The organism is Janibacter indicus, assembly GCF_900176385.1.
In the GTDB taxonomy this organism is placed as follows: domain Bacteria; phylum Actinomycetota; class Actinomycetes; order Actinomycetales; family Dermatophilaceae; genus Janibacter; species Janibacter indicus.
This window is the reverse complement of the sequence record NZ_FWXN01000009.1, coordinates 97177-122124: the sequence shown is the minus strand read 5'-3', so window position 1 is coordinate 122124 and position 24948 is coordinate 97177. Positions and strand designations below refer to the sequence as shown.

19 protein-coding genes and 1 tRNA gene are annotated in these 24948 nt (G+C 71.4%); 14 read left to right on the top strand and 6 right to left on the bottom strand.

Features of this window, described 5'->3' with window-relative positions:
- Nucleotide 1 precedes the first annotated feature (1 nt).
- From trpC to B9B60_RS12025, 11 genes are all read left to right on the top strand, one after another.
- Nucleotides 2-790: an indole-3-glycerol phosphate synthase TrpC gene (gene trpC / locus B9B60_RS12075; RefSeq protein WP_084451733.1), complete on the top strand. Its 789-nt coding sequence runs from the start codon at nt 2-4 to the stop codon at nt 788-790.
- Nucleotides 791-804: 14 nt separating this feature from the next.
- Nucleotides 805-2025 carry a tryptophan synthase subunit beta gene (gene trpB / locus B9B60_RS12070; RefSeq protein ID WP_084451732.1) on the top strand — a complete coding sequence of 407 codons (1221 nt, stop codon included), beginning with the start codon at nt 805-807 and terminating at the stop codon, nt 2023-2025.
- A complete protein-coding gene (trpA, locus tag B9B60_RS12065; RefSeq protein ID WP_084451731.1) occupies nt 2022-2819 on the top strand; it encodes a tryptophan synthase subunit alpha in 798 nt (265 codons plus the stop codon). Before trpB ends, trpA begins: the two co-directional genes overlap by 4 nt.
- The gene (locus B9B60_RS12060; protein WP_084451730.1) at nt 2816-3295 is read left to right on the top strand and encodes a MauE/DoxX family redox-associated membrane protein; all 480 of its coding nucleotides are present in this window, start codon (nt 2816-2818) and stop codon (nt 3293-3295) included. Before trpA ends, B9B60_RS12060 begins: the two co-directional genes overlap by 4 nt.
- Entirely contained in the window at nt 3292-4086 is a 795-nt protein-coding gene (locus tag B9B60_RS12055) for a DsbA family protein (RefSeq protein ID WP_084451728.1), read from the top strand. Before B9B60_RS12060 ends, B9B60_RS12055 begins: the two co-directional genes overlap by 4 nt.
- The gene (gene lgt / locus B9B60_RS12050) at nt 4083-4958 is read left to right on the top strand and encodes a prolipoprotein diacylglyceryl transferase (RefSeq protein ID WP_084451726.1); all 876 of its coding nucleotides are present in this window, start codon (nt 4083-4085) and stop codon (nt 4956-4958) included. The genes B9B60_RS12055 and lgt overlap by 4 nt, the downstream gene beginning before the upstream one ends.
- 128 nt (nt 4959-5086) lie before the next feature.
- Nucleotides 5087-9652, top strand: a complete 4566-nt coding sequence (gene gltB, locus B9B60_RS12045; RefSeq protein WP_143445560.1) for a glutamate synthase large subunit — start codon at nt 5087-5089, stop codon at nt 9650-9652.
- Nucleotides 9645-11102 (top strand): glutamate synthase subunit beta, encoded by a 1458-nt coding sequence (locus tag B9B60_RS12040; protein ID WP_084451725.1) that lies wholly within the window; start codon nt 9645-9647, stop codon nt 11100-11102. Before gltB ends, B9B60_RS12040 begins: the two co-directional genes overlap by 8 nt.
- 86 nt (nt 11103-11188) lie before the next feature.
- A complete protein-coding gene (gene pyk, locus B9B60_RS12035) occupies nt 11189-12673 on the top strand; it encodes a pyruvate kinase (protein ID WP_084451724.1) in 1485 nt (494 codons plus the stop codon).
- 43 nt (nt 12674-12716) lie between these two features.
- Nucleotides 12717-12802, top strand: a tRNA-Leu gene (locus B9B60_RS12030).
- Nucleotides 12803-12830: 28 nt separating this feature from the next.
- Nucleotides 12831-13430 carry an ANTAR domain-containing response regulator gene (locus tag B9B60_RS12025; protein ID WP_072624725.1) on the top strand — a complete coding sequence of 200 codons (600 nt, stop codon included), beginning with the start codon at nt 12831-12833 and terminating at the stop codon, nt 13428-13430.
- A 15-nt stretch (nt 13431-13445) separates the two neighbouring features.
- On the opposite strand, the gene B9B60_RS12020 is transcribed toward B9B60_RS12025, so the two are convergent.
- The 3 genes from B9B60_RS12020 to B9B60_RS12010 form a co-directional block, all read right to left on the bottom strand.
- Complete coding sequence (locus B9B60_RS12020; RefSeq protein ID WP_084451723.1) at nt 13446-14198, bottom strand: DUF554 domain-containing protein; 753 nt, start codon at nt 14196-14198, stop codon at nt 13446-13448.
- Between the two features lie 15 nt (nt 14199-14213).
- Entirely contained in the window at nt 14214-15800 is a 1587-nt protein-coding gene (locus B9B60_RS12015; protein ID WP_084451722.1) for a hypothetical protein, read from the bottom strand.
- A 114-nt stretch (nt 15801-15914) separates the two neighbouring features.
- Entirely contained in the window at nt 15915-16358 is a 444-nt protein-coding gene (locus tag B9B60_RS12010; protein ID WP_084451721.1) for a PaaI family thioesterase, read from the bottom strand.
- Between the two features lie 85 nt (nt 16359-16443).
- On the opposite strand from B9B60_RS12010, the gene polA reads away from it, so the two are divergent.
- Nucleotides 16444-19110 (top strand): DNA polymerase I, encoded by a 2667-nt coding sequence (polA, locus tag B9B60_RS12005; protein WP_084451720.1) that lies wholly within the window; start codon nt 16444-16446, stop codon nt 19108-19110.
- Between the two features lie 6 nt (nt 19111-19116).
- On the opposite strand, the gene B9B60_RS12000 is transcribed toward polA, so the two are convergent.
- Entirely contained in the window at nt 19117-20109 is a 993-nt protein-coding gene (locus B9B60_RS12000) for a nucleotidyltransferase family protein (protein ID WP_268766759.1), read from the bottom strand.
- The gene (locus B9B60_RS11995; RefSeq protein WP_159451202.1) at nt 20106-22049 is read right to left on the bottom strand and encodes an acyltransferase family protein; all 1944 of its coding nucleotides are present in this window, start codon (nt 22047-22049) and stop codon (nt 20106-20108) included. Before B9B60_RS11995 ends, B9B60_RS12000 begins: the two co-directional genes overlap by 4 nt.
- A 58-nt stretch (nt 22050-22107) precedes the next feature.
- Between B9B60_RS11995 and B9B60_RS11990 the strand changes: the two genes are divergently transcribed.
- On the top strand, nt 22108-22698 hold the full coding sequence (locus tag B9B60_RS11990; protein ID WP_084451715.1) for a hypothetical protein: 591 nt from the start codon (nt 22108-22110) through the stop codon (nt 22696-22698).
- Nucleotides 22698-23534, top strand: coding sequence for a class I SAM-dependent methyltransferase (locus tag B9B60_RS11985; protein WP_084451713.1), 837 nt, complete (start codon nt 22698-22700; stop codon nt 23532-23534). Before B9B60_RS11990 ends, B9B60_RS11985 begins: the two co-directional genes overlap by 1 nt.
- A gap of 28 nt (nt 23535-23562) precedes the next feature.
- Here B9B60_RS11985 and B9B60_RS11980 read toward each other — a convergent pair whose 3' ends face one another.
- Nucleotides 23563-24831 (bottom strand): lipopolysaccharide biosynthesis protein, encoded by a 1269-nt coding sequence (locus tag B9B60_RS11980; protein ID WP_084451711.1) that lies wholly within the window; start codon nt 24829-24831, stop codon nt 23563-23565.
- Nucleotides 24832-24948: the final 117 nt, after the last annotated feature.

The following is a 24948-nucleotide window of genomic DNA, read 5'->3' as shown; positions in this document are numbered from 1 at the left end:
CATGCCCAGCGTCCTCGACCAGATCATCGACGGCGTCCGTGAGGACCTGGCGGGGCGAGAGGCCCAGACGCCTCTCGAGCGTCTCCAGCGCCAGTGCGACGGACTGCCCGCACCCCGCGACGCCGAGGCGATCCTGCGTCGGCCCGGGCTCGGCGTCATCGCCGAGGTCAAGCGGTCCAGCCCGAGCAAGGGTGCCCTGTCCGACATCCCCGACCCCTCGGCGCTCGCCAGCGCCTACGCCGAGGGCGGCGCGTCGGCGATCTCGGTCCTCACCGAGGAGCGCCGCTTCGACGGCAGCCTCGCCGACCTCGACGCCGTGCGCGCGGCGGTCGATCTGCCGGTGCTGCGCAAGGACTTCATGGTCAGCGAGTACCAGATCTGGGAGGCGCGGGCCCACGGGGCCGACATCATCCTGCTCATCGCCGCCGCCCTCGACGACCGTCGGCTCGCCGACCTGCTCGCCCTGACCGGGTCGCTCGGCATGACGGCGCTCGTCGAGGTCCACGACGAGGCCGAGGCCACCCGCGCGGTCGACCTCGGCGCCACGGTCATCGGCGTCAACAACCGCAACCTCAAGACACTCGACGTCGACACCGACACCTTTGCCCGACTCGCCCCGCTCATCCCCCCTTCGTGCGTCCGGATTGCCGAGTCCGGCGTCCGCGGGCCCGACGAGGCCGCCCTCTTCGCCCGGGCCGGAGCCGACGCGATCCTCGTCGGCGAGGCGCTCGTCGTCGGCGGAGACCCCGCGGGTGGGGTGCGTTCGATGATCGCGGCGGGCCTGCAGTGACGACCGGAGGACCAGTGACCGACCAGACCACCCCCGAGCCCGTGCCCGGCCGCTTCGGCCGCTTCGGCGGGCGCTACGTGCCCGAGGCGCTCGTCCCGGCGCTCGAGGAGCTCGACGAGGCCCGGCAGAAGGCACTCGTCGACCCCGACTTCGTTGACGAGCTGGCCCGGCTGCACCGCACCTACACGGGCCGGCCGAGCATCATCACCGAGGTGCCCCGCTTCGCCGAGCACGCCGGTGGCGCCCGCATCGTCCTCAAGCGCGAGGACCTCAACCACACGGGCAGCCACAAGATCAACAACGTCCTGGCCCAGGCGCTGCTCACCAAGCGCATGGGCAAGCGGCGGGTCATCGCCGAGACCGGCGCCGGCCAGCACGGCGTCGCCACCGCGACGGCAGCGGCCCTCATGGGCCTGGAGTGCACCGTCTACATGGGCAAGGTCGACACCGAGCGCCAGGCCCTCAACGTCGCGCGCATGCGCATCCTCGGTGCCGAGGTCGTCGCCGTCGAGCACGGCAGCGCCACGCTCAAGGACGCGATCAACGAGGCCATGCGCGACTGGGTGACCCATGTCGAGCACACGCACTACGTCCTCGGCACGGTCACCGGCCCGCACCCCTTCCCCGAGATGGTCCGCGACTTCCACAAGATCATCGGTGAGGAGGCCCGCGAGCAGGTCCTCGAGCTCACCGGCCGCCTGCCCGACGCGGTCATCGCCTGCGTCGGCGGCGGGTCCAATGCCATGGGCATCTTCCACCGCTTCGTCGGTGACGAGGGGGTCCGCCTCATCGGCGTCGAGGCCGGGGGAGAGGGCATCGAGTCCGGCCGCCACGCGGCGCGCTTCGCCACGGCCGAGCCCGGCGTCCTCCACGGGGCGATGAGCTACCTCATGCAGGACGACGAGGGGCAGACGCTCGAGACGCACTCGATCTCCGCCGGCCTCGACTACCCGAGCGTGGGGCCCGAGCACTCGCACCTGCGCGACTCCGGGCGGGCCGAGTACCGCTACGCGACCGACGAGCAGGTGATGCACGCCTTCCGGCTGCTCTGCCGCACCGAGGGCATCATCCCGGCCCTGGAGTCCTCGCACGCCCTGGCGACGGCACTCGAGGTCGGACAGGAGCTCGGCCCCGACGGCCTGCTCCTCGTCAACCTCTCCGGTCGCGGGGACAAGGACATGCACACCGCCGCCGAGTACTTCGGCTACGTCGACGGGTCGGAGGAGCAGGCGTGAGCGCCCTGGACGAGGTCTTCGCCCGCTGCCGGGCCGAGGGGCGCGCGGCGCTCATCGGCTACCTGCCCGTCGGCTTCCCCGACGTCGAGGGGTCGATCGCCGCGGTGCGGGCCCTCGCCGAGGCCGGTGCCGACATCGTCGAGGTCGGGATGCCCTACAGCGACCCGGTCATGGACGGTCCCGTCATCCAGCGAGCCGCGACCGAGGCGCTGGCCCAGGGGGTGCACGTCGACGACGTCTTCCGGGCCACCGCCGCGGTGCGTGACGCGGGCGCGGTGCCCGTCGTCATGTCCTACTGGAACCTCGTCCTGCGCCGCGGGGTCGACCGCTACGCGGCCGACCTCGCCGCCGCCGGTGGAGCCGGCATCATCACGCCCGACCTGATCCCCGAGGAGGCCGGGGAGTGGACCGAGGCGAGTGAGCGCCACGGCCTCGACCGGATCTTCCTCGTCGCCCCCAGCTCGACCCCCGAGCGCATCGCGACCGTCACAGCGGCCTGCAGCGGCTTCGTCTACACCGCGTCGACGATGGGTGTGACCGGCACCCGCGGCAGCGTGGGCAGCAGCGCCCCGCAGCTCGTCGCCCGGGTCCGTGAGGCGACCGACCTCCCGCTGTGCGTCGGGCTCGGCGTGAGCAACGGTGCCCAGGCGGCCGAGGTCGCCACCTTCGCCGACGGCGTCATCGTCGGCAGCGCGCTCGTGGCGACGCTGCTCGACCGGGGCCGCGAGGAGGGGCTGGCGGCCCTGCGCGACCTGACGGCCGAGCTCGCCGAGGGCGTGCGGGGCCGGGCGTGAGCGCTGCCGCGCTCCGAGACCACACCGGGCTCCTCGCCCGCCTCGTCCTCGGGGTCGTGCTCGTCGTCGCCGGTGCGCTCAAGATCGGCAACCCGCTCGGCGCGGCCCGGGCCGTGCAGGCCTACGACGTCCTCCCCTTCGAGGTGGCGCGCTGGGTCGGCTACGCCCTGCCGTGGCTCGAGATCGTCGTCGGGGTGCTGCTCGTCCTCGGGCTCTTCACCAGGGTGTCCGCAGCCATCGGGACCCTGCTCATGCTCGCCTTCGTCGTGGGCATCGCCCAGGCGTGGGCCCGCGGGCTGACCATCGACTGCGGCTGCTTCGGAGGCGGCGGTCAGGTGTCTCCCGAGGAGACGAAGTACGGTCGCGAGATCGTCCGCGACCTGGCGCTCGCCATGTGCGGCGCCTGGCTGGTCGCCCGGCCCGGTTCGACCTGGAGCCTCGATCGGCTCCTCTTCGGTGACAAGGAGAGCGTGTGAGCGCCAACGATCGCAAGACCAAGGCCCATGCGGCCGTCCGCCGGAGCGGGGGTGGTGCCAACGTCATCCTCGTGGCCGGCATCGTCATCGTCCTCGCGATGGCCCTGATCATCGGCGGCGTCATCTGGGCCAGCCGCGACGACGGGGGGAGCGCGGGTGGCTCCACCCAGCTCCCCGACGGAGTGACCAAGGGCGAGCCCATCGAGCCCTTCGCCGCGGCGAAGCCGGCCAAGGACGCCCCGGTCGTCGACGGCTACGAGGACTTCCGGTGCCCGATCTGCCAGGTCTTCGAGCAGAAGATGGGTGGGTCGATCAACGAGTTCGCCCAGGACGGCAGGATCAGGCTGCGCGACCTCAAGACGGTCATCGACACCAACACCGGTGGCAACTCGTCCGCCGTCGCCGGGTCGACCGCGGTGTGCGCCGCCGACCAGGGCCGGTGGGATGAGTACCACTCCGCGCTCTTCGCGCTGCAGCCGGCGCAGGAGACCCGAGACGGCTTCCCCTACGGGTCCTACACCGAGGCCGCGGAGGAGGCCGGGCTCTCCGGTGAATCCCTCGCCTCGTGGGAGGACTGCGTCAACAAGGACACCTACGTCGACTACGTCAAGAGCGTCGACGACCAGACGGTCAAGGACGGCATCACCGGCACGCCGGCGATCTCCGTCGGCGGGACCAAGCTCAACTGGGGAGCGCTCATCGACGAGAAGACCGGCCGGGCCGACACCGAGCGCCTCGAGCAGGTGCTCACCAGCGGCACGGTGCCCCGGGACCTGAGGGTCACCCGATGAGTCCGGCGGCCCTCCCTTCGCCCACCGTCGGGGTCCTCGAGCTCGGACCGCTGACGATCCACGCCTACGCCCTGTGCATCCTCGCCGGCATCGCTGCGGCCATCTGGATCGGCGACCGCCGCCTGCGTGACCGCGGTGGCGAGGCGGGCATCGTGCTCGACGTGGCCATGTGGGCGGTGCCCTTCGGCATCGTCGGCGGCCGGATCTACCACGTCATCACCACCCCCCAGCCCTACTTCGGCGAGGGCGGCCACCCGATCGACGCCCTGAAGATCTGGGAGGGCGGGCTCGGCATCTGGGGTGCCGTCGCGCTCGGCGCCGTCGGCGCCTGGATCGGCTGTCGCCAGCTCCGGGTGTCATTTCTCACCTTCGCCGACGCCGTCGTGCCCGGGATCCTCGTGGCGCAGGCCATCGGGCGGTGGGGCAACTGGTTCAACAACGAGATCTACGGTCCGGCCACGGACCTGCCCTGGGGGCTCGAGATCCACCGTTGGGACGGCGCCACGGGGCGGGCCGCGGTCGACGCGGCTGGTGACCCCGTCGTCCTCGGGACCTTCCACCCGACCTTCCTCTACGAGTCGCTCTTCCTGCTCGTCCTCGCGGTCGCGCTCCTCGTGCTCGACCGGCGGCTGCGGCTGGCGCCGGGGCAGGTCATGGCCCTCTACATCGCGGGCTACCCCGTGGGGCGCTTCTTCATCGAGCTGCTGCGCACCGACGCCGCGAACACGATCCTGGGACTGCGCGTCAACATCTGGACGAGCCTCGCCGTCTTTGTCCTCGGTGTGGTTCTGTACATCGTCCTCGGCCGACGCGCACGCTCGGGCGAGGAGATCAACATCTCAGACAGTGAGACAGTGCCTCTCAGTAGGTAAGACAGGCGCTGTTACACTTCCACTCGCCGTGGCCGTCGACGTCCGCGGATGCCCCCCCTGAAACAGGTACCCCGTCGACCCGGCTCCGGTGTCACGGGTACCTGTCCGAACCTTTGCACCCGAGGACGGTGACCGACGTGACCGATGTGTCCTTCTCCCCTTATGACCGCTGGTCCGCCCTGCCGCCCGACACCGGTCTCTACCGTCGTGACACCGAGAAGGACGCGTGCGGCGTCGCCATGGTCGCCACGATGCGTGGCCACGCCGGTCACGACATCATCGACCACGCCCTGCTCGCCCTGGCCAACCTCGACCACCGCGGCGCCACCGGTGCCGACCCGCTCGTCGGGGACGGCGCCGGCATCCTCAGCCAGGTCCCCGACCGGTTCCTCCGTGAGGTCGTCGACTTCGAGCTGCCCGAGGCCGGCCACTACGCCGTCGGCATCGCCTACGTCCCGACGGACGCGGGCGAGCGCGAGACGATGACCCAGCGCATCGACGAGATCGTCCACGAGGAAGGCCTGACGGTCCTCGGCTGGCGCCATGTGCCCGTCCAGCGCGACATCGTCGGCCAGATGGCCCGCGACTGCATGCCCGACTTCTGGCAGCTCTTCGTCGCCGCACCCGGCGGGGAGGTCTCCGGCTTGACCCTCGAGCGGCTGGCCTTCGTCGCCCGCAAGCGCGCCGAGCGCGAGACCGGCGTCTACTTCTCCTCGCTGTCGGCCCGCACCATCACCTACAAGGGGATGCTGACCACCGCGCAGCTCGAGCCCTTCTACCCCGACCTGTCCGACGAGCGCTTCGAGAGCGAGCTCGCACTCGTCCACCAGCGCTTCTCGACCAACACCTTCCCGAGCTGGCCGCTCAGCCACCCCTTCCGGTTCATCGCGCACAACGGCGAGATCAACACGGTCAAGGGCAACCGCAACTGGATGCGGGCGCGCGAGTCCCTGCTGAGCAGCGACATCATCCCCGGTGACCTGCAGCGGATCATGCCGATCTGCGCCCCGGAGGCGTCGGACTCGGCGTCCTTCGACGAGGTGCTCGAGCTGCTCCACCTCGGTGGCCGCTCGCTGCCGCACGCCGTGCTGATGATGATCCCCGAGGCGTGGGAGAACCACGCGACCATGCCGCAGGAGCTCAAGGACTTCTACGAGTTCCACTCCATGTTCATGGAGCCCTGGGACGGCCCGGCCTGCGTGACCTTCACCGACGGCAGCCTCGTCGGCGCGGTCCTCGACCGCAACGGCCTGCGTCCCGGTCGTTACTGGGTCACCGACGACGGCCTGGTCGTCCTCGCCTCCGAGTCGGGGGTGCTCGACCTCGAGCCCGAGCACGTCGTGCAGAAGGGGCGCCTGACGCCGGGCCGCATGTTCCTCGTCGACACCGCCGCCGGCCGGATCATCGAGGACGAGGAGATCAAGGGCCAGCTTGCCGCCGAGCGCCCCTACGGGCAGTGGCTGGACGAGGGCCGGATCATGCTCGGCGACCTGCCCCCGCGCGAGCACATCATGCACACGCCGGCGTCCGTCGCCCGCCGCCAGCAGACCTTCGGCTACACGCAGGAGGAGCTGAAGATCCTGCTCATGCCCATGGCGGAGAAGTCCATGGAGGCGCTCGGCTCGATGGGCACCGACACCCCGGTGGCGGTCCTGTCGGAGAGGCCACGGCTGATCTTCGACTACTTCACCCAGATGTTCGCCCAGGTGACCAACCCGCCGCTCGACGCGATCCGCGAGGAGCTCGTCACGGCGCTCGGCACGGCGATCGGCCCGGAGGGCAATGTCCTCGACGCCGACCCCGACCACGCCCGCCAGCTCGTCCTGCCCTTCCCCGTCATCGACAACGACGAGCTGGCCAAGATCGTCCACATCGACGCCGACGGCGAGCTGCCCGGCAAGGTGACGCACGTCGTGCGCGGTCTCTACGACGTGACCGGGGGAGAGGAGGCGCTGCGCGCCACCCTGACCCGCATCTGCGCCGAGGTCTCCGACGCGATCGCCGAGGGCGCCCGGTTCATCGTGCTGTCCGACCGCGACTCCGGTCGTGACCTCGCGCCGATCCCGTCGCTGCTGCTCACGTCGGCCGTGCACCACCACCTCATCCGGGAGCGCACGCGCACCCAGGTCGGCCTGATCGTCGAGACCGGTGACGTCCGCGAGGTGCACCACGTCGCGCTGCTCATCGGCTATGGCGCCGCCGCGGTCAACCCCTACCTGGCCATGGAGTCCGTCGAGGACATGGTCCGTCGCGGGGTCATCACCGCTGTCGACGAGGAGACGGCGGTCCGCAACCTCATCAAGGCGCTCGGCAAGGGCGTGCTCAAGGTGATGTCGAAGATGGGCATCTCCACCGTGGCCTCCTATCGCGGCGCCCAGGTCTTCGAGGCGCTCGGCCTGAGCCAGGAGCTCGTCGACGAGTACTTCACCGGCACGGTCAGCCAGCTCGGCGGCATCGGTCTCGACGTCATCGCGGCCGAGACCGCGGCCCGGCACGCGCGGGCCTACCCGCCGGAGGGCATGCGCCCGCCGCACCGGGTCCTCGAGGTCGGTGGCGAGTACAAGTGGCGTCGCGAGGGCGAGCCGCACCTCTTCGACCCGGAGACGGTCTTCCGCCTCCAGCACTCCACCAGGGCGCGGCGCTACGACATCTTCAAGCAGTACACCGACCGGGTCAACGAGCAGTCCGAGCGGCTGATGACCCTGCGTGGGCTCTTCGCCCTCGCCGACGACCGCCCGTCGATCCCCATCGACGAGGTCGAGCCGGTCAGCGAGATCGTCAAGCGCTTCTCCACCGGTGCGATGAGCTACGGCTCGATCAGCCGCGAGGCCCACGAGACCCTCGCGGTCGCGATGAACCGCCTCGGTGCCCGCTCCAACACGGGTGAGGGGGGCGAGGACCTCGAGCGCCTCATGGACCCCGAGCGTCGCAGCTCGATCAAGCAGGTCGCTTCGGGTCGCTTCGGCGTCACGTCGGCCTACCTGACCAACAGCGACGACATCCAGATCAAGATGGCGCAGGGCGCCAAGCCGGGCGAAGGGGGGCAGCTCCCGGGCCACAAGGTCTACCCGTGGGTCGCGAGCACCCGTCACTCGACCCCGGGTGTCGGCCTGATCAGCCCGCCGCCGCACCACGACATCTACTCGATCGAGGACCTGGCGCAGCTGATCCACGATCTGAAGAACGCCAACCCGCAGGCGCGCGTGCACGTCAAGCTCGTCAGCGAGATCGGTGTCGGGACGGTCGCGGCGGGCGTGAGCAAGGCGCACGCCGACGTCGTGCTCATCTCGGGTCACGACGGCGGCACCGGTGCCTCGCCGCTCACCTCCCTCAAGCACGCCGGTGGTCCGTGGGAGCTCGGCCTCGCGTCGACCCAGCAGACCCTCGTGCTCAACGGCCTGCGCGACCGCATCGCGGTGCAGGTCGACGGGCAGATCAAGACCGGCCGTGACGTGATCATCGGTGCCCTGCTCGGCGCGGAGGAGTTCGGCTTCGCCACCGCCCCGCTCGTCGTCAGTGGCTGCATCCTCATGCGGGTGTGCCACCTCGACACCTGCCCGGTGGGCATCGCGACGCAGAACCCCGAGCTGCGCGAGCGCTACTCGGGCAAGCCGGAGTTCGTCGAGACCTTCTTCGAGTACATCGCCGAGGAGGTGCGTGAGCTGCTCGCCGAGCTCGGCTTCCGCACCCTCGACGAGGCCATCGGCCGGGTCGACCTGCTCGACACCCGCAAGGCGGTCGAGCACTGGAAGGCCTCGGGTCTCGACCTGGGCCCGATCTTCGCCAAGGTCAGCTCCTTCGACGGCTCGGGCGTGCGCCACGCGCGGGCCCAGGACCACGGCCTCGACAAGGCGCTGGACCACGAGCTCATCGCGGCGGCGCAGCCGGCCCTCGAGGGTGGCGAGCACGTCGCGGCGGAGTTCGCGGTGCGCAACGTCAACCGCACGCTCGGGACGATGCTCGGCCACGAGGTGACCAAGCGGCACCCGGAGGGCCTGCCCGACGGCACGATCGAGCTGACCCTCACCGGCTCGGCCGGTCAGAGCCTCGGCGCCTTCCTGCCCGCAGGCATCACCGTGACGATGGTCGGCGATGCCAACGACTACGTCGGCAAGGGCCTGTCCGGTGGTCGCATCATCGTGCGGCCCCCGGAGGACGCGAAGTACGTCGCCGAGGACAACGTCATCGCCGGCAACGTCATCGGTTACGGCGCCACCTCGGGCGAGATCTTCCTCCGTGGTGTCGTCGGCGAGCGCTTCTGCGTCCGCAACTCCGGCGCCACCGCCGTCGTCGAGGGCGTCGGCGACCACGGCTGCGAGTACATGACCGGTGGCACGGTCCTCGTCCTCGGGCCGACCGGCCGCAACTTCGCGGCCGGCATGTCCGGGGGCAATGCCTTCGTGCTCGATCTCGACGAGTCCCTCGTCAACCCCGAGCTCGTCGATGTCACCCCCCTTCGCGAGGGCGACCGGGAGGTCGTGAGTGGTCTGCTCCAGCAGCACCTCGAGCGCACCGGCTCCGCCGTCGCCCAGCGTCTGCTCGACGAGGGTGGTGCGGGCCTGGACCGCATCAAGCTCGTCCTGCCCCGCGACTACCAGCGCGTCCTCGACGTGCGGGCGGACGCCGAGGCCGAGGGCCTCGACGTCGACGGCTCCGTCGTCTGGGACCGGATCATGGAGGCTTCCCGTGGCTGACCCGCATGGATTCCTGAACACCCGCGAGCGCGAGCTCCCGCAGCGTCGTCCCGTCGACGTGCGCATCAAGGACTGGAAGGAGGTCTATGAGGAGCAGGAACGTGGCCAGCTGCAGCGCCAGGCCGGCCGCTGCATGGACTGCGGCATCCCCTTCTGCCACTCGGGCTGCCCGCTGGGCAACCTCATTCCGGAGTGGAACGACCTCGCGTGGCGCGGCGACTGGCACGACGCCATCGAGCGGCTGCACGCGACCAACAACTTCCCGGAGTTCACCGGTCGCCTGTGCCCGGCGCCCTGCGAGACCGCCTGCGTGCTCGGCATCAACCAGCCGGCCGTGACGATCAAGCAGATCGAGGTGCGCACGATCGAGGAGGCCTTCGGCCGCGGCGACGTGCCCCCGCATATCCCCGACCGGCTCACCGGCAAGACCGTTGCGGTCGTCGGCTCGGGCCCGGCCGGCCTGGCCGCGGCCCAGCAGCTGACCCGCGCCGGTCACACGGTGGCCGTCTACGAGCGCGCGGACGCCCCGGGCGGCCTGCTGCGCTACGGCATCCCGGAGTTCAAGATGGAGAAGCGGGTCCTCGACCGGCGCATCCAGCAGATGACCTCCGAGGGCACTCGATTCCGCTCCGGTGTCGACATCGGCAACGAGATCACCGGCCAGCAGCTGCGGGACCGCTACGACGCCGTCGTCCTCGCGATCGGTGCGACCGTGCCCCGCGACCTGCCGGTCCCGGGCCGGGAACTCGACGGTGTCGTCCAGGCGATGGACTTCCTCCCGCCGGCCAACCGGGTCGCGCTCGGCGAGGAGGTCGAGGGCCAGGTCACCGCCGAGGGCAAGGACGTCATCATCATCGGTGGCGGCGACACCGGCGCCGACTGCATCGGCACCTCCATCCGTCAGGGCGCGAAGTCCGTGACGAGCCTGGAGATCATGCCGCAGCCGGGCACGGAGCGTCCGGGCAGCCAGCCGTGGCCGACCTACCCGATGCTCTTCCGCGTCGCCTCGGCGCACGAGGAGGGCGGCGACCGGGTCTACGCCGTGTCGACGACCGAGATCGTCGGCGACGACGAGGGCAAGGTCTCCGGCCTGCGCCTGACCGAGGTCGAGCGCACGGACCAGGGCTTCGAGCCGGTCGAGGGCACCGAGCGGGTCCTGCCGGCCCAGCTCGTCCTGCTCGCCATGGGCTTCCTCGGCCCGGACCCCGAGGGTGTCGTGGCGCAGCTCGGGCTCGAGACCGACGAGCGCTCCAACATCGTGCGCGGCAAGGACTACCAGACCGGTGTCCCGGGCGTCTTCGTCGCCGGTGACGCCGGCCGCGGGCAGTCGCTCATCGTGTGGGCGATCGCCGAGGGCCGCGCCGCGGCCAACGGTGTGGACACCTATCTCATGGGCCGCTCGCAGCTGCTGCGCCCGATCAACCCCACGGACCGTCCGCTCGTCGTCTGAGCCGGCACGGCCCGACGAAGGGGGATGACCGTCTCGGCGGTCATCCCCCTTCGTCCGTGGTGGCGTCACGGTCATAGGGTGGTGACATGCGTCGCGCCAAAATCGTGTCCACCCTCGGTCCCTCGACATCCACCCCCGAGCGCATCCGTGAGCTGGTCTCGGCCGGCATGGACGTCGCCCGGCTCAACCTCTCGCACGGCGAGTACGCCGTCCACGAGGCCAACTACCGCAGCGTGCGCGAGGCGAGCGACGCGACCGGCCACGCCGTGGGTGTGCTCGTCGACCTGCAGGGGCCCAAGATCCGCACCGGGCGATTCGCCGACGGTCCGATCACCCTCGCCGCCGGCGACCACTTCACCATCACCACCCGCGACGTGCCCGGCGACCGGGAGATCGTCGGCACGACCTATGCAGGCCTCGCCGGTGACGTGAGCGCGGGCGACACGATCCTCGTCGACGACGGCAAGATCACCCTCGCGGTCCACGACGTCGACGAGACCGACGTGCGTTGTGTCGTCGTCTACGGCGGCCCGCTGTCGGACAACAAGGGGATCAACCTGCCGGGTGCCGCGGTGAGCGCGCCGGCGTTGTCCGACAAGGACGAGCAGGACCTGCGCTGGGCGCTCGGTCTGCGGGCCGACTACATCGCCCTGAGCTTCGTGCGCTCTGCCGACGACATCACGAGGGTCCACGAGATCATGGACGAGGTCGGCGTGCGCCTGCCCGTCATCGCCAAGATCGAGAAGCCGCAGGCCGTCGACGCCCTCGAGGAGATCATCGACGCCTTCGACGGCATCATGGTTGCCCGCGGAGACCTCGGGGTGGAGCTGCCCCTCGAGCAGGTGCCGCTCGTGCAGAAGCGCGCCGTCGAGCTGTGCCGGCAGAAGGCCAAGCCGGTCATCGTGGCCACCCAGGTCCTGGAGTCGATGATCGACAACAGCCGCCCCACCCGCGCCGAGGCCTCGGACGCGGCCAATGCGGTCCTCGACGGCGCGGACGCGCTGATGCTGTCGGGGGAGACCGCGGTCGGCAAGTTCCCCATCGAGGTCGTCAAGACGATGTCGAAGATCATCGAGACGACCGAGGAGCAGGGTCTGAGCCGCATGCGCGACCTCATGGCCCCGCCGACGACCCAGGGTGGCGTCATCGCTGCGGCGGCCGCCGAGACCGGAGAAGCGCTCGGGGTGAAGTACCTCATCGCCTTCACCCAGCTCGGTGGCTCCGCACGCCGGCTGGCGCAGGTCCGCAGCGGCCTGCCGATGCTCGCCTTCTCCCCGGTGCAGGACACCCGCTCCCAGCTGTCGCTCGTGTGGGGCATGCAGACCTTCCTCACCCCGCCGGTGACCCACACCGACCAGTACGCACTCATGGTCGACGAGCAGCTGCTCGACCTCGGGTGGGTGACGGAGGGCGACCGGGTGGTCATCGTCGCCGGCTCGCCGCCCGGTGTCCCCGGCTCGACCAATGCCCTGCGGGTGCACCGCATCGGCGATGCTCGCAACAAGACGACCATCGCCTACCGTGACGACTCCGAGCCGCCCGCTGGGGCGCTGCCCGGCGGCATGGGCTGAGTCGGGCACCACCTGATCCGGTCGGTATGCTGACCACGCCCCGGCCGGGGTGGTGGAATGGCAGACACGGAGCACTCAAAATGCTTTGCCCGCAAGGGCGTGCGGGTTCAAGTCCCGCCCTCGGCACCAGAGCACAACCTACGACGAAGGGTCCAGCATGACCGCGCAGACGGAGTCCTCCCAGGGGCAGCGAGTGCTGCTCGCCGAGGACGAGGCACTGATCCGCCTCGACCTCGCCGAGATGCTCACCGACGCCGGCTACGACGTCGTCGGCCAGGCGAGCAACGGCGAGGAGGCCGTCTCGCTGGCGGAGTCGCTCCAGCCGGACCTGATCATCATGGACGTCAAGATGCCGGTGATGGACGGGCTCCAGGCTGCCGAGACCATCGGTGAGAAGCGCATCTGCCCGGTCATCATGCTCACCGCCTTCTCCCAGAAGGAGCTCGTCGAGCGTGCCCGCGACGCCGGCGTCATGGCCTACATCGTCAAGCCCTTCACGGTCTCCGACGTCACGCCGGCCATCGAGGTGGCCACCTCGCGCTGGGCGGAGCTGAAGGCGCTGGAGTCCGAGGTCGCCGACCTCGGCGAGCGGCTCGAGACGCGCAAGGCCGTCGAGAAGGCCAAGGGCGTGCTGATGAAGAAGCTCAAGATCAGCGAGGCCGAGGCCTTCCGGTGGATCCAGAAGACGGCCATGGACCGCCGTCTGGGGATGCGTGAGGTCGCCGACGCCGTCGTCGCCGGGATGGACAAGGCCTGAGCCGGGCCTCCGGGCTCAGGCCAGCGCGACGACGAGCTGGGTGAGCAGGGGAGCGACGACCAGCGCCGGCAGCATGTCCCCGACGGGGATCTGCCGGATCTGCAGCAGTCGCAACGAGATCCCGACGAGCACCAGGCCGCCGGTGGCGGTGAGGGCGGCGATGTGTGCCTCCGGCAGGACCGCGCCCAGGGCGACTCCCACGAGCGTCAGCGAGCCCTGGACGACCCCGACGCTCACGGCCGACATCAGCACACCCACACCGAAGGTCGAGGCGAAGGCCAGGGCGGCGAAGGCGTCGAGCACGGACTTCAGCGCCAGCTTGTCGATGCCGCGACCGAGCCCGTCGTCGAGGGTGCCGAGGATCGTCAGCGGGCCGACGCAGAAGAGCAGGCTCGCGGTGAGCCACCCCTCGACGAAGCGCTCACGGCCCTCGCTGTCGTCGCGCCGCGCCCCGACGACGGCCTGAACCCGCCCGGCGAGGCGACCGAGCCGCTCCTCGATGCGCAGGAGCGAGCCGACGATGCTGCCGATGAGCAACGAGCCCAGCACGATGAGTACCGGCGCCCCGGTGCCGACGGCGTCGGCCAGCGCCGGCGAGGTGACGTCCACGGCCGACAGGCCCGCCATGAGCAGGGTGACCAGACCGAGGCAGTCGGTGACGACCTCGCGGGTGCGGGCGGGCAGGCGTCCGCCCACGGCCATCCCGGCGAGTGCGCCGGCGACGACCGCGAGCACGTTGATGACGGTGCCCGCACCGATGAAGTCCACGTCGGCCCCCTTCGCTCAGCTGCCGGGGTCACGATAGACGCCGATGTCTCCCTCACGGTGCGTCATCCGCAGGACGGCGACCTCCCGGGCGGTCGCCGGGACGTTCTTGGCCAGCTCGGCCTCGGCGCTGTCGGTGAGGTAGATCGTGTCGGCGTCCTCGGGGCCGGTCCCGGCCCACAGGTGGTCGGCGTCCTCGGGGAAGGGCCAGGGCGTGAGGTAGTGCGGCTGCCAGCCCTGCCGGTGGGCCTGCCAGGCGACGGCCGGTGAGGCGCCGAGCGTGGGGACGAAGCCCAGTCCGCTGATGCGCAGGTGACGGCCTTCGCCGGCACCCAGGTCGTCACCGGCCGCTCGCGCCACGCGGGTCATCGAGTCGTACTCGGCCCATGCCGGCGGCAGGGCGAGGACCGTGGCCGCCACGCCGCCGGCCACCAGCGCCGCCCCGAGCGGGCGAGCAATCCGCACCGGGAGGTGCGGTGTCGCGGAGTCGAGGTAGGCCAGCCCGCGCCAGACGAGGGCACACCACGTGAAGGCGGCCACCGGCAGCCACGTGATGACCCAGTAGGGGGCCAGCGGCCACTCCGGCAGGCGAGATGCCGTCGCGAGCATCCCGAGGTTGGCCACGAGCGCCACCCGCGCCGGCCAGGCGCTGCTCGCGCGCCCCTGCGGCACGCGGTAGCCGGTGGCGATCGCCGCGAGCAGCACGATGATCCCGATGCCGACGACCGTGGCGAGCTCGCCCCCCTGGGTGAGCAGGTCGGGGGAGTTGCGGCGGAAGCCTCCGGGGCCGGGGGCGATGAGGTCGAGGTGCCCGATGCCGGCCGTGAGGCCGATCGGGTCTCCGGTGCCGGAGGTGGCCCAGCGGACGATCTGGGTGAGGTTGTTGGGCTGGTGGACGACCAGCTCGACGATGCTCGGGAGCCACACGAGGACGCCGAGCCCGAGCGCCCACCGGTGCGCCGGACGGTCGTCCGGGTGCCGTCGTCGACGGGTGCGGGTGAGCCGTGGCCGCAGCACGAGGCCGGTGGCCAGCGCGGCGAGGGCCACTGCGAGCGGCAGGAAGGCCAGGTTGGACTGGGCGATGAGCGAGACCGCGACGACGAAGGGGGGCAACGCCCGGCGGTCGCCACGTGCCAGCCCCCAGAGCAGCAGCAGCGCGAGGAAGGTCGGCAGGAGCGGGGCGTAGGGGTTGAAGGGGCGGAACATCGCCTCGCCACCGATGGCCCACTGGGTGAGCAGGACCCCGGCCGTGAAGACCACGACCCCGAGGGTGCCGCCGAGGCGACGGGCCCACACGACGCTCAGCACCGATGCGGCGGCGGCGACGAGGGCGCCGCCGACCGCCAGTCCGGCGGCGGACCCGCCGGTCAGGGCGAGGGGGAGGGCCAGCAGGTAGAACTGCAGCGGACCCAGGTGGTGTGTCGCCAGGTCCTGGTGGCCGCCGTCGCCGGAGGTGCTGCGCATGCCCGTCACCGGAAGGTGGCCGTCGAGGATCCCGGCGGTGCGCAGGGCGACGGTGGCGTCGTCTCCACTGGGCTGCCAGCCGTGGGCCATGGCCTGGACGGCGGCGGCGATCGGGCCGATGACGACGGCCAGGAGCGCCACGGCGAGCAGGGCCTCGCTCGTCGTCCAGCCGCGAGGGTCGAGCCGGTACCGGAGGTCGGTCAGACGCCGAAGGAGGAAGGGCCGCGGCCTGGTGCGTCGAGGGCGTCCCAAGCGTCAGGCGCCCGGCGCCGCGGGGCGCAGGATGCACGTGATGCGCGAGGTGCAGGTGCGCCGGCCGGAGTCGTCGACGATCGTCACCTCGTAGCAGGCCACACTGCCGCCGAGCGTCACCGGGACCGCGGTGCCGGTGACCCATCCCTCGCGCGCCGCGCGGTGGTGCGTGGCGTTGATGTCGAGCCCCACGGCGATCTTGCCGAGCGTGTGGGCGTGGAGCGCCGAGCCGATGGACCCCAAGGTCTCGGCCAGGACGACGCTGGCGCCGCCGTGGAGGATCCCGTAGGGCTGGGTGTTGCCCTCGACAGGCATCCGGGCGACGATCTTGTCGGCCGCCGCCTCGAGGATCTCGATCCCCATCCGCTCGGCCAGCGCCCCTCGGTGGGCCTGCAGCTGGTCACCCTCGAGCGTCGGCGCGACGGTGGGGGCGGGGGTCTCGGTCATCGGGGGTCTCCTGGGTCGGTCCTCGGGGCTGCGCCCAGCCTGCCACGGGCCGGGGCCGTCGGTGCAAGCGCCTAGGGTGTGACGTGTGAGTCGACTACTGCTGCTGGACGGACACTCCTTGGCCTACCGGGCCTTCTTCGCCCTCCCCGCCGAAAACTTCTCGACGAGCACGGGTCAGCACACCAACGGCGTCTACGGCTTCGTCGCCATGCTCATCAACGTCCTGCGTGACGAGGAGCCCACCCACGTCGCCGTCGCCTTCGACGTCTCCCGGGCGACCTTCCGCAGCGACGAGTACGCGGAGTACAAGGCCGGCCGCAGTGCGACCCCCGACGCCTTCTCCGGGCAGATCCCGCTGCTCAAGGAGGTGCTCGACGCGCTCAACATCACCCACGTCGAGCTCGAGGGCTTCGAGGCGGACGACATCATCGCGACGCTGGCCACCCAGGGGCGCGAGGCCGGCATGGACGTGCTCATCTGCTCCGGTGACCGCGACACGCTCCAGCTCGTCGACGAGCACACGACGGTCCTCTACCCGCGCAAGGGTGTCTCCGACCTCGTGCGGATGACGCCCGAGGCGGTCGCGGACAAGTACGGCGTGGGTCCGGAGCGCTACAGCGATCTCGCCGCGCTCGTCGGCGAGGCGAGCGACAACCTGCCCGGGGTCCCCGGCGTCGGCCCCAAGACGGCGGCGAAGTGGATCAACGCCCACGGCGACCTGCAGGGCATCGTCGCCTCGGTCGACCAGATCGGCGGCAAGGCTGGCCAGTCGCTGCGCGACCACCTCGACCAGGTCCTGCGCAACCGTCGGCTCAACGCCCTGCTGCGCGACGTCGACCTGCCGGTCGGCGTCGACGACGTCGCCCGGCGCGAGTGGGACCGCGAGCAGGTCCACACCCTCTTCGACAGCCTCGAGTTCCGGGTCCTGCGCGACCGGCTCTTCGCCACCTTCGACACCGCCGAGTCCGAGGTGACCGGCGGCGTCGAGGTCGACGGCAGCGTTCTGGGCGCCGGCGAGGTTCGTCCGTGGCTCGAGGAGCACCGCACCGACCGGCTCGGCGTCGACGTCGTCGGTGAGTGGGGCAGGGGCGGCGGCGAGGTGCTCGGGCTGGGGCTGGCCACGGCCGAGGGCGAGGCCGCCCACGTGCCGGTCACCGACCTCGCCCCCGACGACGAGGCCGCCCTGCGCACCTGGCTCGCCGACGCCGAGCGACCCAAGGTCATGCACGACGCCAAGGGCCCGATGCTCGCCCTCGCCGCCTCCGGCCTGCCGCTCGACGGACTCAGCGTCGACACGGCCATCGCCGCCTACCTCGTGCGCCCCGACCAGCGCTCCTACGACCTCGCCGATCTCGCCGTGCGCCACCTCGGCCGCGACCTCACCGCAGGTGAGGAGGAGTCCGACCAGGGCATGCTCGACTTCTCCGCCGACGACTCCGAGGCCGGTCGCTCGTCCATGGTCCGCGCCGCGGCGGCGGTGGAGCTGGCGCCCGTCCTCGAGGAGCTCGTCGAGGAGACCGGCGGCACCCACCTCATGCGTGAGGTCGAGCTGCCCGTCGTCGGGGTCCTCGCCGCCATGGAGGCAGCGGGCATCGCCGTCGACGGCGACGCGCTCACCGGCCTCGAGGCCGACTTCGCCGACAAGGTCGCGACCGCCCAGGCCGACGCGTGGGCCGCCATCGGGGACGAGCAGATCAACCTCGGCTCGCCCAAGCAGCTGCAGACGGTGCTCTTCGAGACCCTCGGGTTGCCCAAGACCCGGCGGACCAAGACCGGCTACACGACCGACGCCGATGCGCTCGCCGACCTCTACGCCAAGACCGAGCACCCCTTCCTCGAGGCGCTGCTGCGGCACCGCGACGCGACCCGGCTGCGGGTGACCGTCGAGGGCCTGATCAAGTCGGTGGCCGACGACGGTCGCATCCACACGACCTACCAGCAGACGATCGCTGCGACCGGTCGGCTCTCCTCGACCGACCCCAACCTGCAGAACATCCCGATCCGCACCGAGGAGGGCCGGCGCATCCGCGAGGTCTTCGTCGTCGGGCCGCAGCACGAGTCGCTCATGTCCGCCGACTACAGCCAGATCGAGATGCGCGTCATGGCGCACCTGTCCGGCGACGAGGGACTCATCGAGGCCTTTCGGACCGGTGAGGACCTGCACCGCTTCGTCGGCGCGCGGGTCTTCGGCGTCGAGCCCGAGGGTGTCACCGCCGAGATGCGGAGCAAGGTCAAGGCGATGTCCTACGGCCTGGCCTACGGGTTGAGTGCCTTCGGGCTGAGCAAGCAGCTGGGCATCTCCACCGGCGAGGCCACCGACCTCATGGACGAGTACTTCGTGCGTTTTGGAGGCGTGCGCGACTACCTCGAGGAGGTCGTCGACCGCGCGCGAGCGACCGGCTACACCGAGACGATGCTCGGTCGTCGGCGCTACCTGCCCGACCTCACGAGCGACAACCGCCAGCGCCGTCAGATGGCCGAGCGGATGGCTCTCAACGCGCCGATCCAGGGCTCGGCCGCCGACATCATGAAGGTCGCGATGCTGCGCGTCGACCGGGCGCTGGCCGAGAGCGACCTGCGCTCCCGGGTCCTGCTCCAGGTCCACGACGAGCTCGTCCTCGAGATCGCGGCAGGTGAGGCCGAGCCCGTCGAGCAGCTCGTGCGCGAGCAGATGGGCGGCGCCGTCGACATGGACGTGCCCCTCGACGTCTCCGTGGGGCTGGGTCGCAGCTGGCACGACGCCGCCCACTGACCCGGGTCAGTGGGCGGCGACCTCGCCGGTGCCCAGCACGCCGTCGGTCAGGTGCCGCCCCTCCGGGACGACGGCGTCGCGCCCGACGACGCTGCGGGTGACCCGGGCGCCGGACCCGACCCTTCCGCCGGGCAGGACCAGCGCCCCGTCGAGGAGGGCACCGTCGGCGACGGCGGCCCCGGGGTGGACGACGCTGCCGCCACCGAGCCGGGCCGACGGCGAGACCCGGGCACCGTCGATGACCAGTGACTCGCCGCGTGGGGTCGGCGCCGCCCCGGGCCACGGTGCGCGCAGCAGGTCGCGGTTCGCGGCGACGAGCGCCGCCGGGGTGCCGACGTCGAGGAAGTAGGCGTCCTCCCGGTGGGCGACGAGGCGTGTATCGGCCACGAGTGCGGGGAAGACCTCGCGCTCGAGGGACACCGAGCCGACCGGGGGGATCTCGTCGAGGAGGTGCGGGCGCACGACATAGGTGCCGGCATTGACCGTCGTCGACGGGGGAGTCGGCGACTTCTCGACGAAGGCCATGACCCGCCCCCGGCCGCCGACGACGACGCTGCCGTAGGCGCGGGCGTCGTCGACCTCGCGCACGTGCACGCAGGCGAGGACCCCGGCATCGGCGGCGGTCAGGGCCGACACCTGGGCCCCGAGGTCGTGCCCGGTGAGCAGGTCGCCGTTGACGACGACCACGACGTCGGCGTCACGAAGGGGGCGCAGCGCCTCCCGCAGGCCACCGCCGGTCCCGAGCGGGGTGGCCTCGACGACACACGTGAGGTCCATCCCCTTCGTCCGGCAGCGCTCGACGAGCGGGAGGAAGTCCTCGTGGCGGTAGCCGGTGGACAGCACGACCCGGCGCACGCCGGCGCGCTCGAGTGCGCTCAGCTGGTGCTCGACCAGGCTCCAGGGACCGACCGGCAGGAGAGGCTTGGGGCAGTCGTCGGTGAGCGGTCGCATCCGGCTGCCGACCCCGCCGGCGAGGACGACCGCGGCGACGCCGGTCAGGACGGGTCCTCGCCGCGCGCGATCGCCTGCACCTGCGGGGCGAGCCAGCGCCAGAAGATCGGACCGGACTCGCTCGTGAAGTGGATCGAGTCCTCGTAGAGCGGGACGCCGTTGACCGTGTCGTGCATCTTGTCGCCGGCGCAGAGCAGCGAGTACTGGTCGATGACCGGGACGTCGTGCTTGTCTGCCCAGGCGGTCACGGTGCGGTTCACGATCTTGACGTAGCGGATGTCGTTGACCCGCTCCAGCTCTTCGTTGTTGAAGGTGGGCATCGAGTGGCAGGCGAGGTTGACGATAGCGAACTTCCCCTTGCCGGACGCAGACAGGGCCGCGTCCAGGTTGTCCTCGATGAGCGCGTCCCACGTCGGGGTGCCGACGACGACCCTCTTGTTGTCGACCATTCGATCAGTGACCAGGGTGTGTGCGGTGAAGTAGAGGACGACGTCCGCCTCCTGCTCGGACCCGGGCTCCTGCCACCCGGATCGCCATTCCGCACAGCCCGCCTGGTCGGGTTGCCGCTCCCCGTCGATGACCTTCGGTGCCGGCAGCGGGTCGCACCCGATGTGCGTCCTGTCGAGGAGCTGCAGGTCCGGATGGTTCGACGTGTGCGCGGTCGTGATGAGACTCTCTGGTACCGAGTTTCCGATCATCGCGACCTTGGTCATTCGCGGGCCGGGCCGGTAGGTGTCATGGTCGACGGCGACCTCTCCCGACGCGATGAGGGGGGTGGGCGCGACCCGGTCCCCGGCCGCAGGCAGGGCGAGCGCCCCGACGACGAGCAGCGGCGCGCTGGCCCAGCACACGATCGCGCTGGCCCGGGGGAGTCGCGGCACCAGGGCCCGGACACCCTCCTGCCGGACGGGGCGCTCGACGAAGCGGTAGGACAGGGCGGCGAGCACGACTGTCAGGGCCACCTGGAGGGCCGCCCGGGCCGCGGTCGGCCACGGCACGATCTGGTCGTTGAGGAAGACGACGATCGGCCAGTGCCAGAGGTAGAGGCCGTAGGAGATCATGCCGATGCGACGCAGCGGCTCGAGCGCGAGTGTCCGCTGGACGAGGGACTCCGCGGGGCTGGTGGCCGCGACGAGGACGACGCAGACGAGCACGGAGAGCGGCACGGCCACACCCTCGAGGATCAGGCTCTGTCCGCGGTCGGCCCACCAGAAGGTCGAGACGACGACGAGCAGCGCGGGCAGCGCCAGCCGTCGGCACCACAGGTCGAGCGTGCGCACGACGTCGCGGGGGACGGAGCCGGGGCCCCCACTGATGAAGGCGGCGACCGCCGCCCCCACGAGGAGCTGGTGGGCGCGGGTGTCGGTGCCGTAGTAGACGCGGCTGGGATCCAGCCCGGGCTCGTGGAGCGCGGCCATGAGCAGGGCCGAGGCGGCCGCGAGGCCGGCGAGCACCCAGGTGAGCGTCGCGCGGCGCCGGAGCAGGGCCAGCAGGGCGACGAGCAGCAGCGGGTAGACGATGTAGAACTGCTCCTCGACCGCCAGTGACCAGGCGTGCCGCAGCGGCGAAGGGGACGCCACCTGCCCGAAGTAGGCCTCATCGCCGAGGACGAAGCGCCAGTTGGCGACGTAGAAGATCGTCGCGAGCACGTCGCCGGCCACGCTGCCCCGACGCCCCGGCAGGGTGAGGAAGACCGCCGCGACGATGACCGCCGCCAGGACGACGAAGAGCGCGGGCAGCAGGCGTCGTGCGCGGGCCAGCCAGAAGTCGACGAGGTCGATGCGACCGCGGTTGCCGCGGTACTGCGCGAGGAGCAGCGAGGTGATGAGGAAGCCGGAGATGACGAAGAAGATGTCGACGCCGAACCAGCCGCCCGGCGCCGACCGCGGGTAGACGTGGTAGGCGATGACGGACACCACCGCGAGCGCCCGCAGACCGTCGATCGCCGGTCGGTAGGGCAGGGAGGTGTGCTGGGTTGCTCTGGACATGTCCTGCTTCCGAAGGGGGCGGCTCATTATGACCCAACTCGTGGGTAATATGACGGCCATGACCGAGAACACCGAGGCGAGCTCTCCCACACGGCAGTTCGCGCCACTGGCCATCATCCTGGGCATCCCGCTGATCTTTGCGGCGATCTTCTTCTACACCAGCCCGGTCATCCTGGTGACCGGTGGGGAACAGGGCATCTTCAAGTGCGGTGCGCCCAGCTCGCCCAACACCGACGCCGACAACGTCTGCGCCCAGCCGGAGAAGGCTGCCCGCAACAAGGCCATCTACTCGGGCCTGTCCGGTGCAGGGCTCGTCGGCCTCGGGGCCGTGTGGCTCCTGCGCGGTCAGCGTCGCGATGACGACGACGAGTGGGACGACGAGCGGCCCCGTCGGCGCTCCGACGACATCGACCTGCGCGCCGACGCCGACGAGCGTCGCGGCGCTGACGAGCCCCTGCGCGGGGCCCGCCGTGACCGCCGCGACGACGCCGACACGCGCTCGCGCCGGCGCGACGACAAGGAAGACCTCGACGCCGACGAGCCGCGTGCCTCCCGGCGCGACGAGGCCCGACGCAGCCGCCGTGACGACGACCTCGACTCGCGCTCGCGCCGGCGTGACGACGACTGGTCCTCGGACGGCTGGCGCTGATGCGGGTCGAGGACTTCCTCGCCGAGGTCGAGCGCTCCTTCGCCGGTGACCCGCAGACGAGCGACCCGATCGACCCCGTCTTCGCGCACATCGCCGAGACGGTCAACGGCTACACCGCGGTCAACGAGCTCGCGGTGCTCAACGCCGCAGCCCGTGTGCTGCCCGATGACGAGTGCTACCTCGAGGTCGGCAGCTACAAGGGTCGGTCGATGTCGGCCGCTGTGCAGGGCATCACCGACAAGACCTTCTACATCGTGGAGAACTACCTCGAGTTCGGCATGCAGGGGCAGCAGGCCCGCGAGGAGCTCGACCGCAACCTCGCGACCCACGCCCAGGACGTCGACGTGCGCCTGCTCGAGGGCAACTGCTTCTCGCTGCTGCACCGGCCGGGGGTCGTCGACCGTCCGATCGGCGTCTACTTCTACGACGGCGAGCACACCGGCCTGTCGCACTACCTCGCCCTGGGCATCATCGAGCCGTGGCTGGCCGACGAGGCGGTCATCCTCGTCGACGACGCCACCTACCCGATGGTCAGCGACGCGCACGACGCCTTCCTCGCCAAGCACCCCCAGTGGCGCCTCGAGCGGCGCTGGGACGCGTCGAGCAACAACGACCCCCGCTGGGCCAACGGCCTGCACGCCCTGAGCTTCCGCCGTGACGAGGCGACCGCACGCGGCGCGGACGAGCCGTGGGACGTGCGCTGGCGCCGTCTGGCCTATCTCTCCTCGCTCGGCCCCGGTCAGAAGGCGGCGTGGAAGGCCATCCACCGCTTCCCGGAGCTCATCCCGCTGGCGAAGAAGCTCTACCCGTCGAAGAAGGCCAGCTCGATCGACTGACGCGCGGGTGACCCCGGCCGGCCCGTCATCACTCGCGGGTCAGGCCGAGCGCCTCCGTCGTCTCGGCCGAGTCCGGCCCGGGGGTCATCTCGCTGCGCGGCACGCGCAGCAGCCCGATGAGCGCGACCACCGCGGCCGTCGCGCCCACCGCGGTCAGCACCTCGGTGGGCGAGTGGTCGAACCACAGCAGCACCAAGGCGCTCTGCACCCCCGCAGCCGCCCACACGACGGCGGTCATGACGTGGTCGCCGCGGCTCATCCCGGCGAAGAGCCACACCTGGATCACCGCCCAGAGGGTGCCGATCAGGGCGAACCACACGAGGAGCGGCTCGGCGTCGACGAAAGCGCTGCCGCCGGAGATCGCGACGAGCGGGCCGGGGACGAGCGCGCACCCCAGGGCCACGACCAGCCCGATGGCCAGCACGCCGAGGGCCGAGCGGTGCAGCGTGGCCCGTACCCGCCCCCCTTCGGCCGAGTCGGCCACCGACGGCACGACGGCGAGGGCGACGAACTGGGTGCCCCAGAAGACGACCTTGCCGAAGAGTGCCGCGAGTGCGTAGGCGCCGCTGTCGTGGTCGGTGAGCACGGACCGGGCGAGCACGACGTCGAGGCTGGAGAGCGCCATGAGCCCGGCCAGGGCGATGTTGCTGCGCACGAGGTCGCCGAGCAGCGCGAGGGCTCGGGGCGGCCGGCCCCCTGTGTCGAGAGCCGGCGCTGCGAGGAGCAGCGCCACGAGCAGCGTGACGAGCGACGCGGCGAAGGTCGCGGCGAAGACCTGCGCCACCGAGAAGTCGAGTCCGGTGGCGGCGAGCGCCGCGAGCACCCGTGTGCCTGCGGTCACGAGGTAGACGACGGACAGGCGGCCGTAAGACTCACGCCCGAGCAGGACCCCCTGGAGCGCACCGGTGACGGTCATCGGCGGCAGCATCAGCGCCATCCACACGATCGACCACGACGTGTCCAGCCGCAGCCCGTCGCGGATCAGGGGGGCGCACGCGATCGTGCCGGCCGCGAGGGCGGACCCCACGGCCAGGGCCGGCCAGACCCCGGTGACCTGGGTGCCCCGCTCGCGGTCGGTGGTCGTCTGCCGCCGGGCCACGACGACCTGGAACGCGCCTGCGGGCATGGCGAGCAGCACGCCATAGGTGTTGAGCGCGGAGAAGCCCCCGAAGTCGGCCGGGCCGAGGGTCGCCGAGACCAGCGCCACGAAGACATAGCTCATGACATTGGCGAGCCCCATCGCCATGCCGAGGGAGAGTCCGGCGACCGGCAGAGCGCGTCGTGCACGCGGCGACATGGCGCTCCTGACGAGGGGGTGGACGAAGGGGGTGGATGTGACCGCCACGATGTTACGCCCCGGTAGCGCAAGGGTGTCCGTCGGTTAGGATCGGTTGGTCCGGCGTGCTGCAGGTGC

Bases quoted from the DNA above. Each gene is read 5' to 3' on its own strand.
- trpC (WP_084451733.1), top strand. From the start codon at position 2: ATGCCCAGCGTCCTCGACCAGATCATCGACGGCGTCCGTGAGGACCTG.
- lgt (WP_084451726.1), top strand. From the start codon at position 4,083: ATGAGTCCGGCGGCCCTCCCTTCGCCCACCGTCGGGGTCCTCGAGCTC.
- pyk (WP_084451724.1), top strand. From the start codon at position 11,189: ATGCGTCGCGCCAAAATCGTGTCCACCCTCGGTCCCTCGACATCCACC.
- B9B60_RS12025 (WP_072624725.1), top strand. From the start codon at position 12,831: ATGACCGCGCAGACGGAGTCCTCCCAGGGGCAGCGAGTGCTGCTCGCC.
- B9B60_RS12010 (WP_084451721.1), bottom strand. From the start codon at position 16,358: ATGACCGAGACCCCCGCCCCCACCGTCGCGCCGACGCTCGAGGGTGAC.
- B9B60_RS11995 (WP_159451202.1), bottom strand. From the start codon at position 22,049: ATGTCCAGAGCAACCCAGCACACCTCCCTGCCCTACCGACCGGCGATC.
- B9B60_RS11990 (WP_084451715.1), top strand. From the start codon at position 22,108: ATGACCGAGAACACCGAGGCGAGCTCTCCCACACGGCAGTTCGCGCCA.
- B9B60_RS11985 (WP_084451713.1), top strand. From the start codon at position 22,698: ATGCGGGTCGAGGACTTCCTCGCCGAGGTCGAGCGCTCCTTCGCCGGT.
- B9B60_RS11980 (WP_084451711.1), bottom strand. From the start codon at position 24,831: ATGTCGCCGCGTGCACGACGCGCTCTGCCGGTCGCCGGACTCTCCCTC.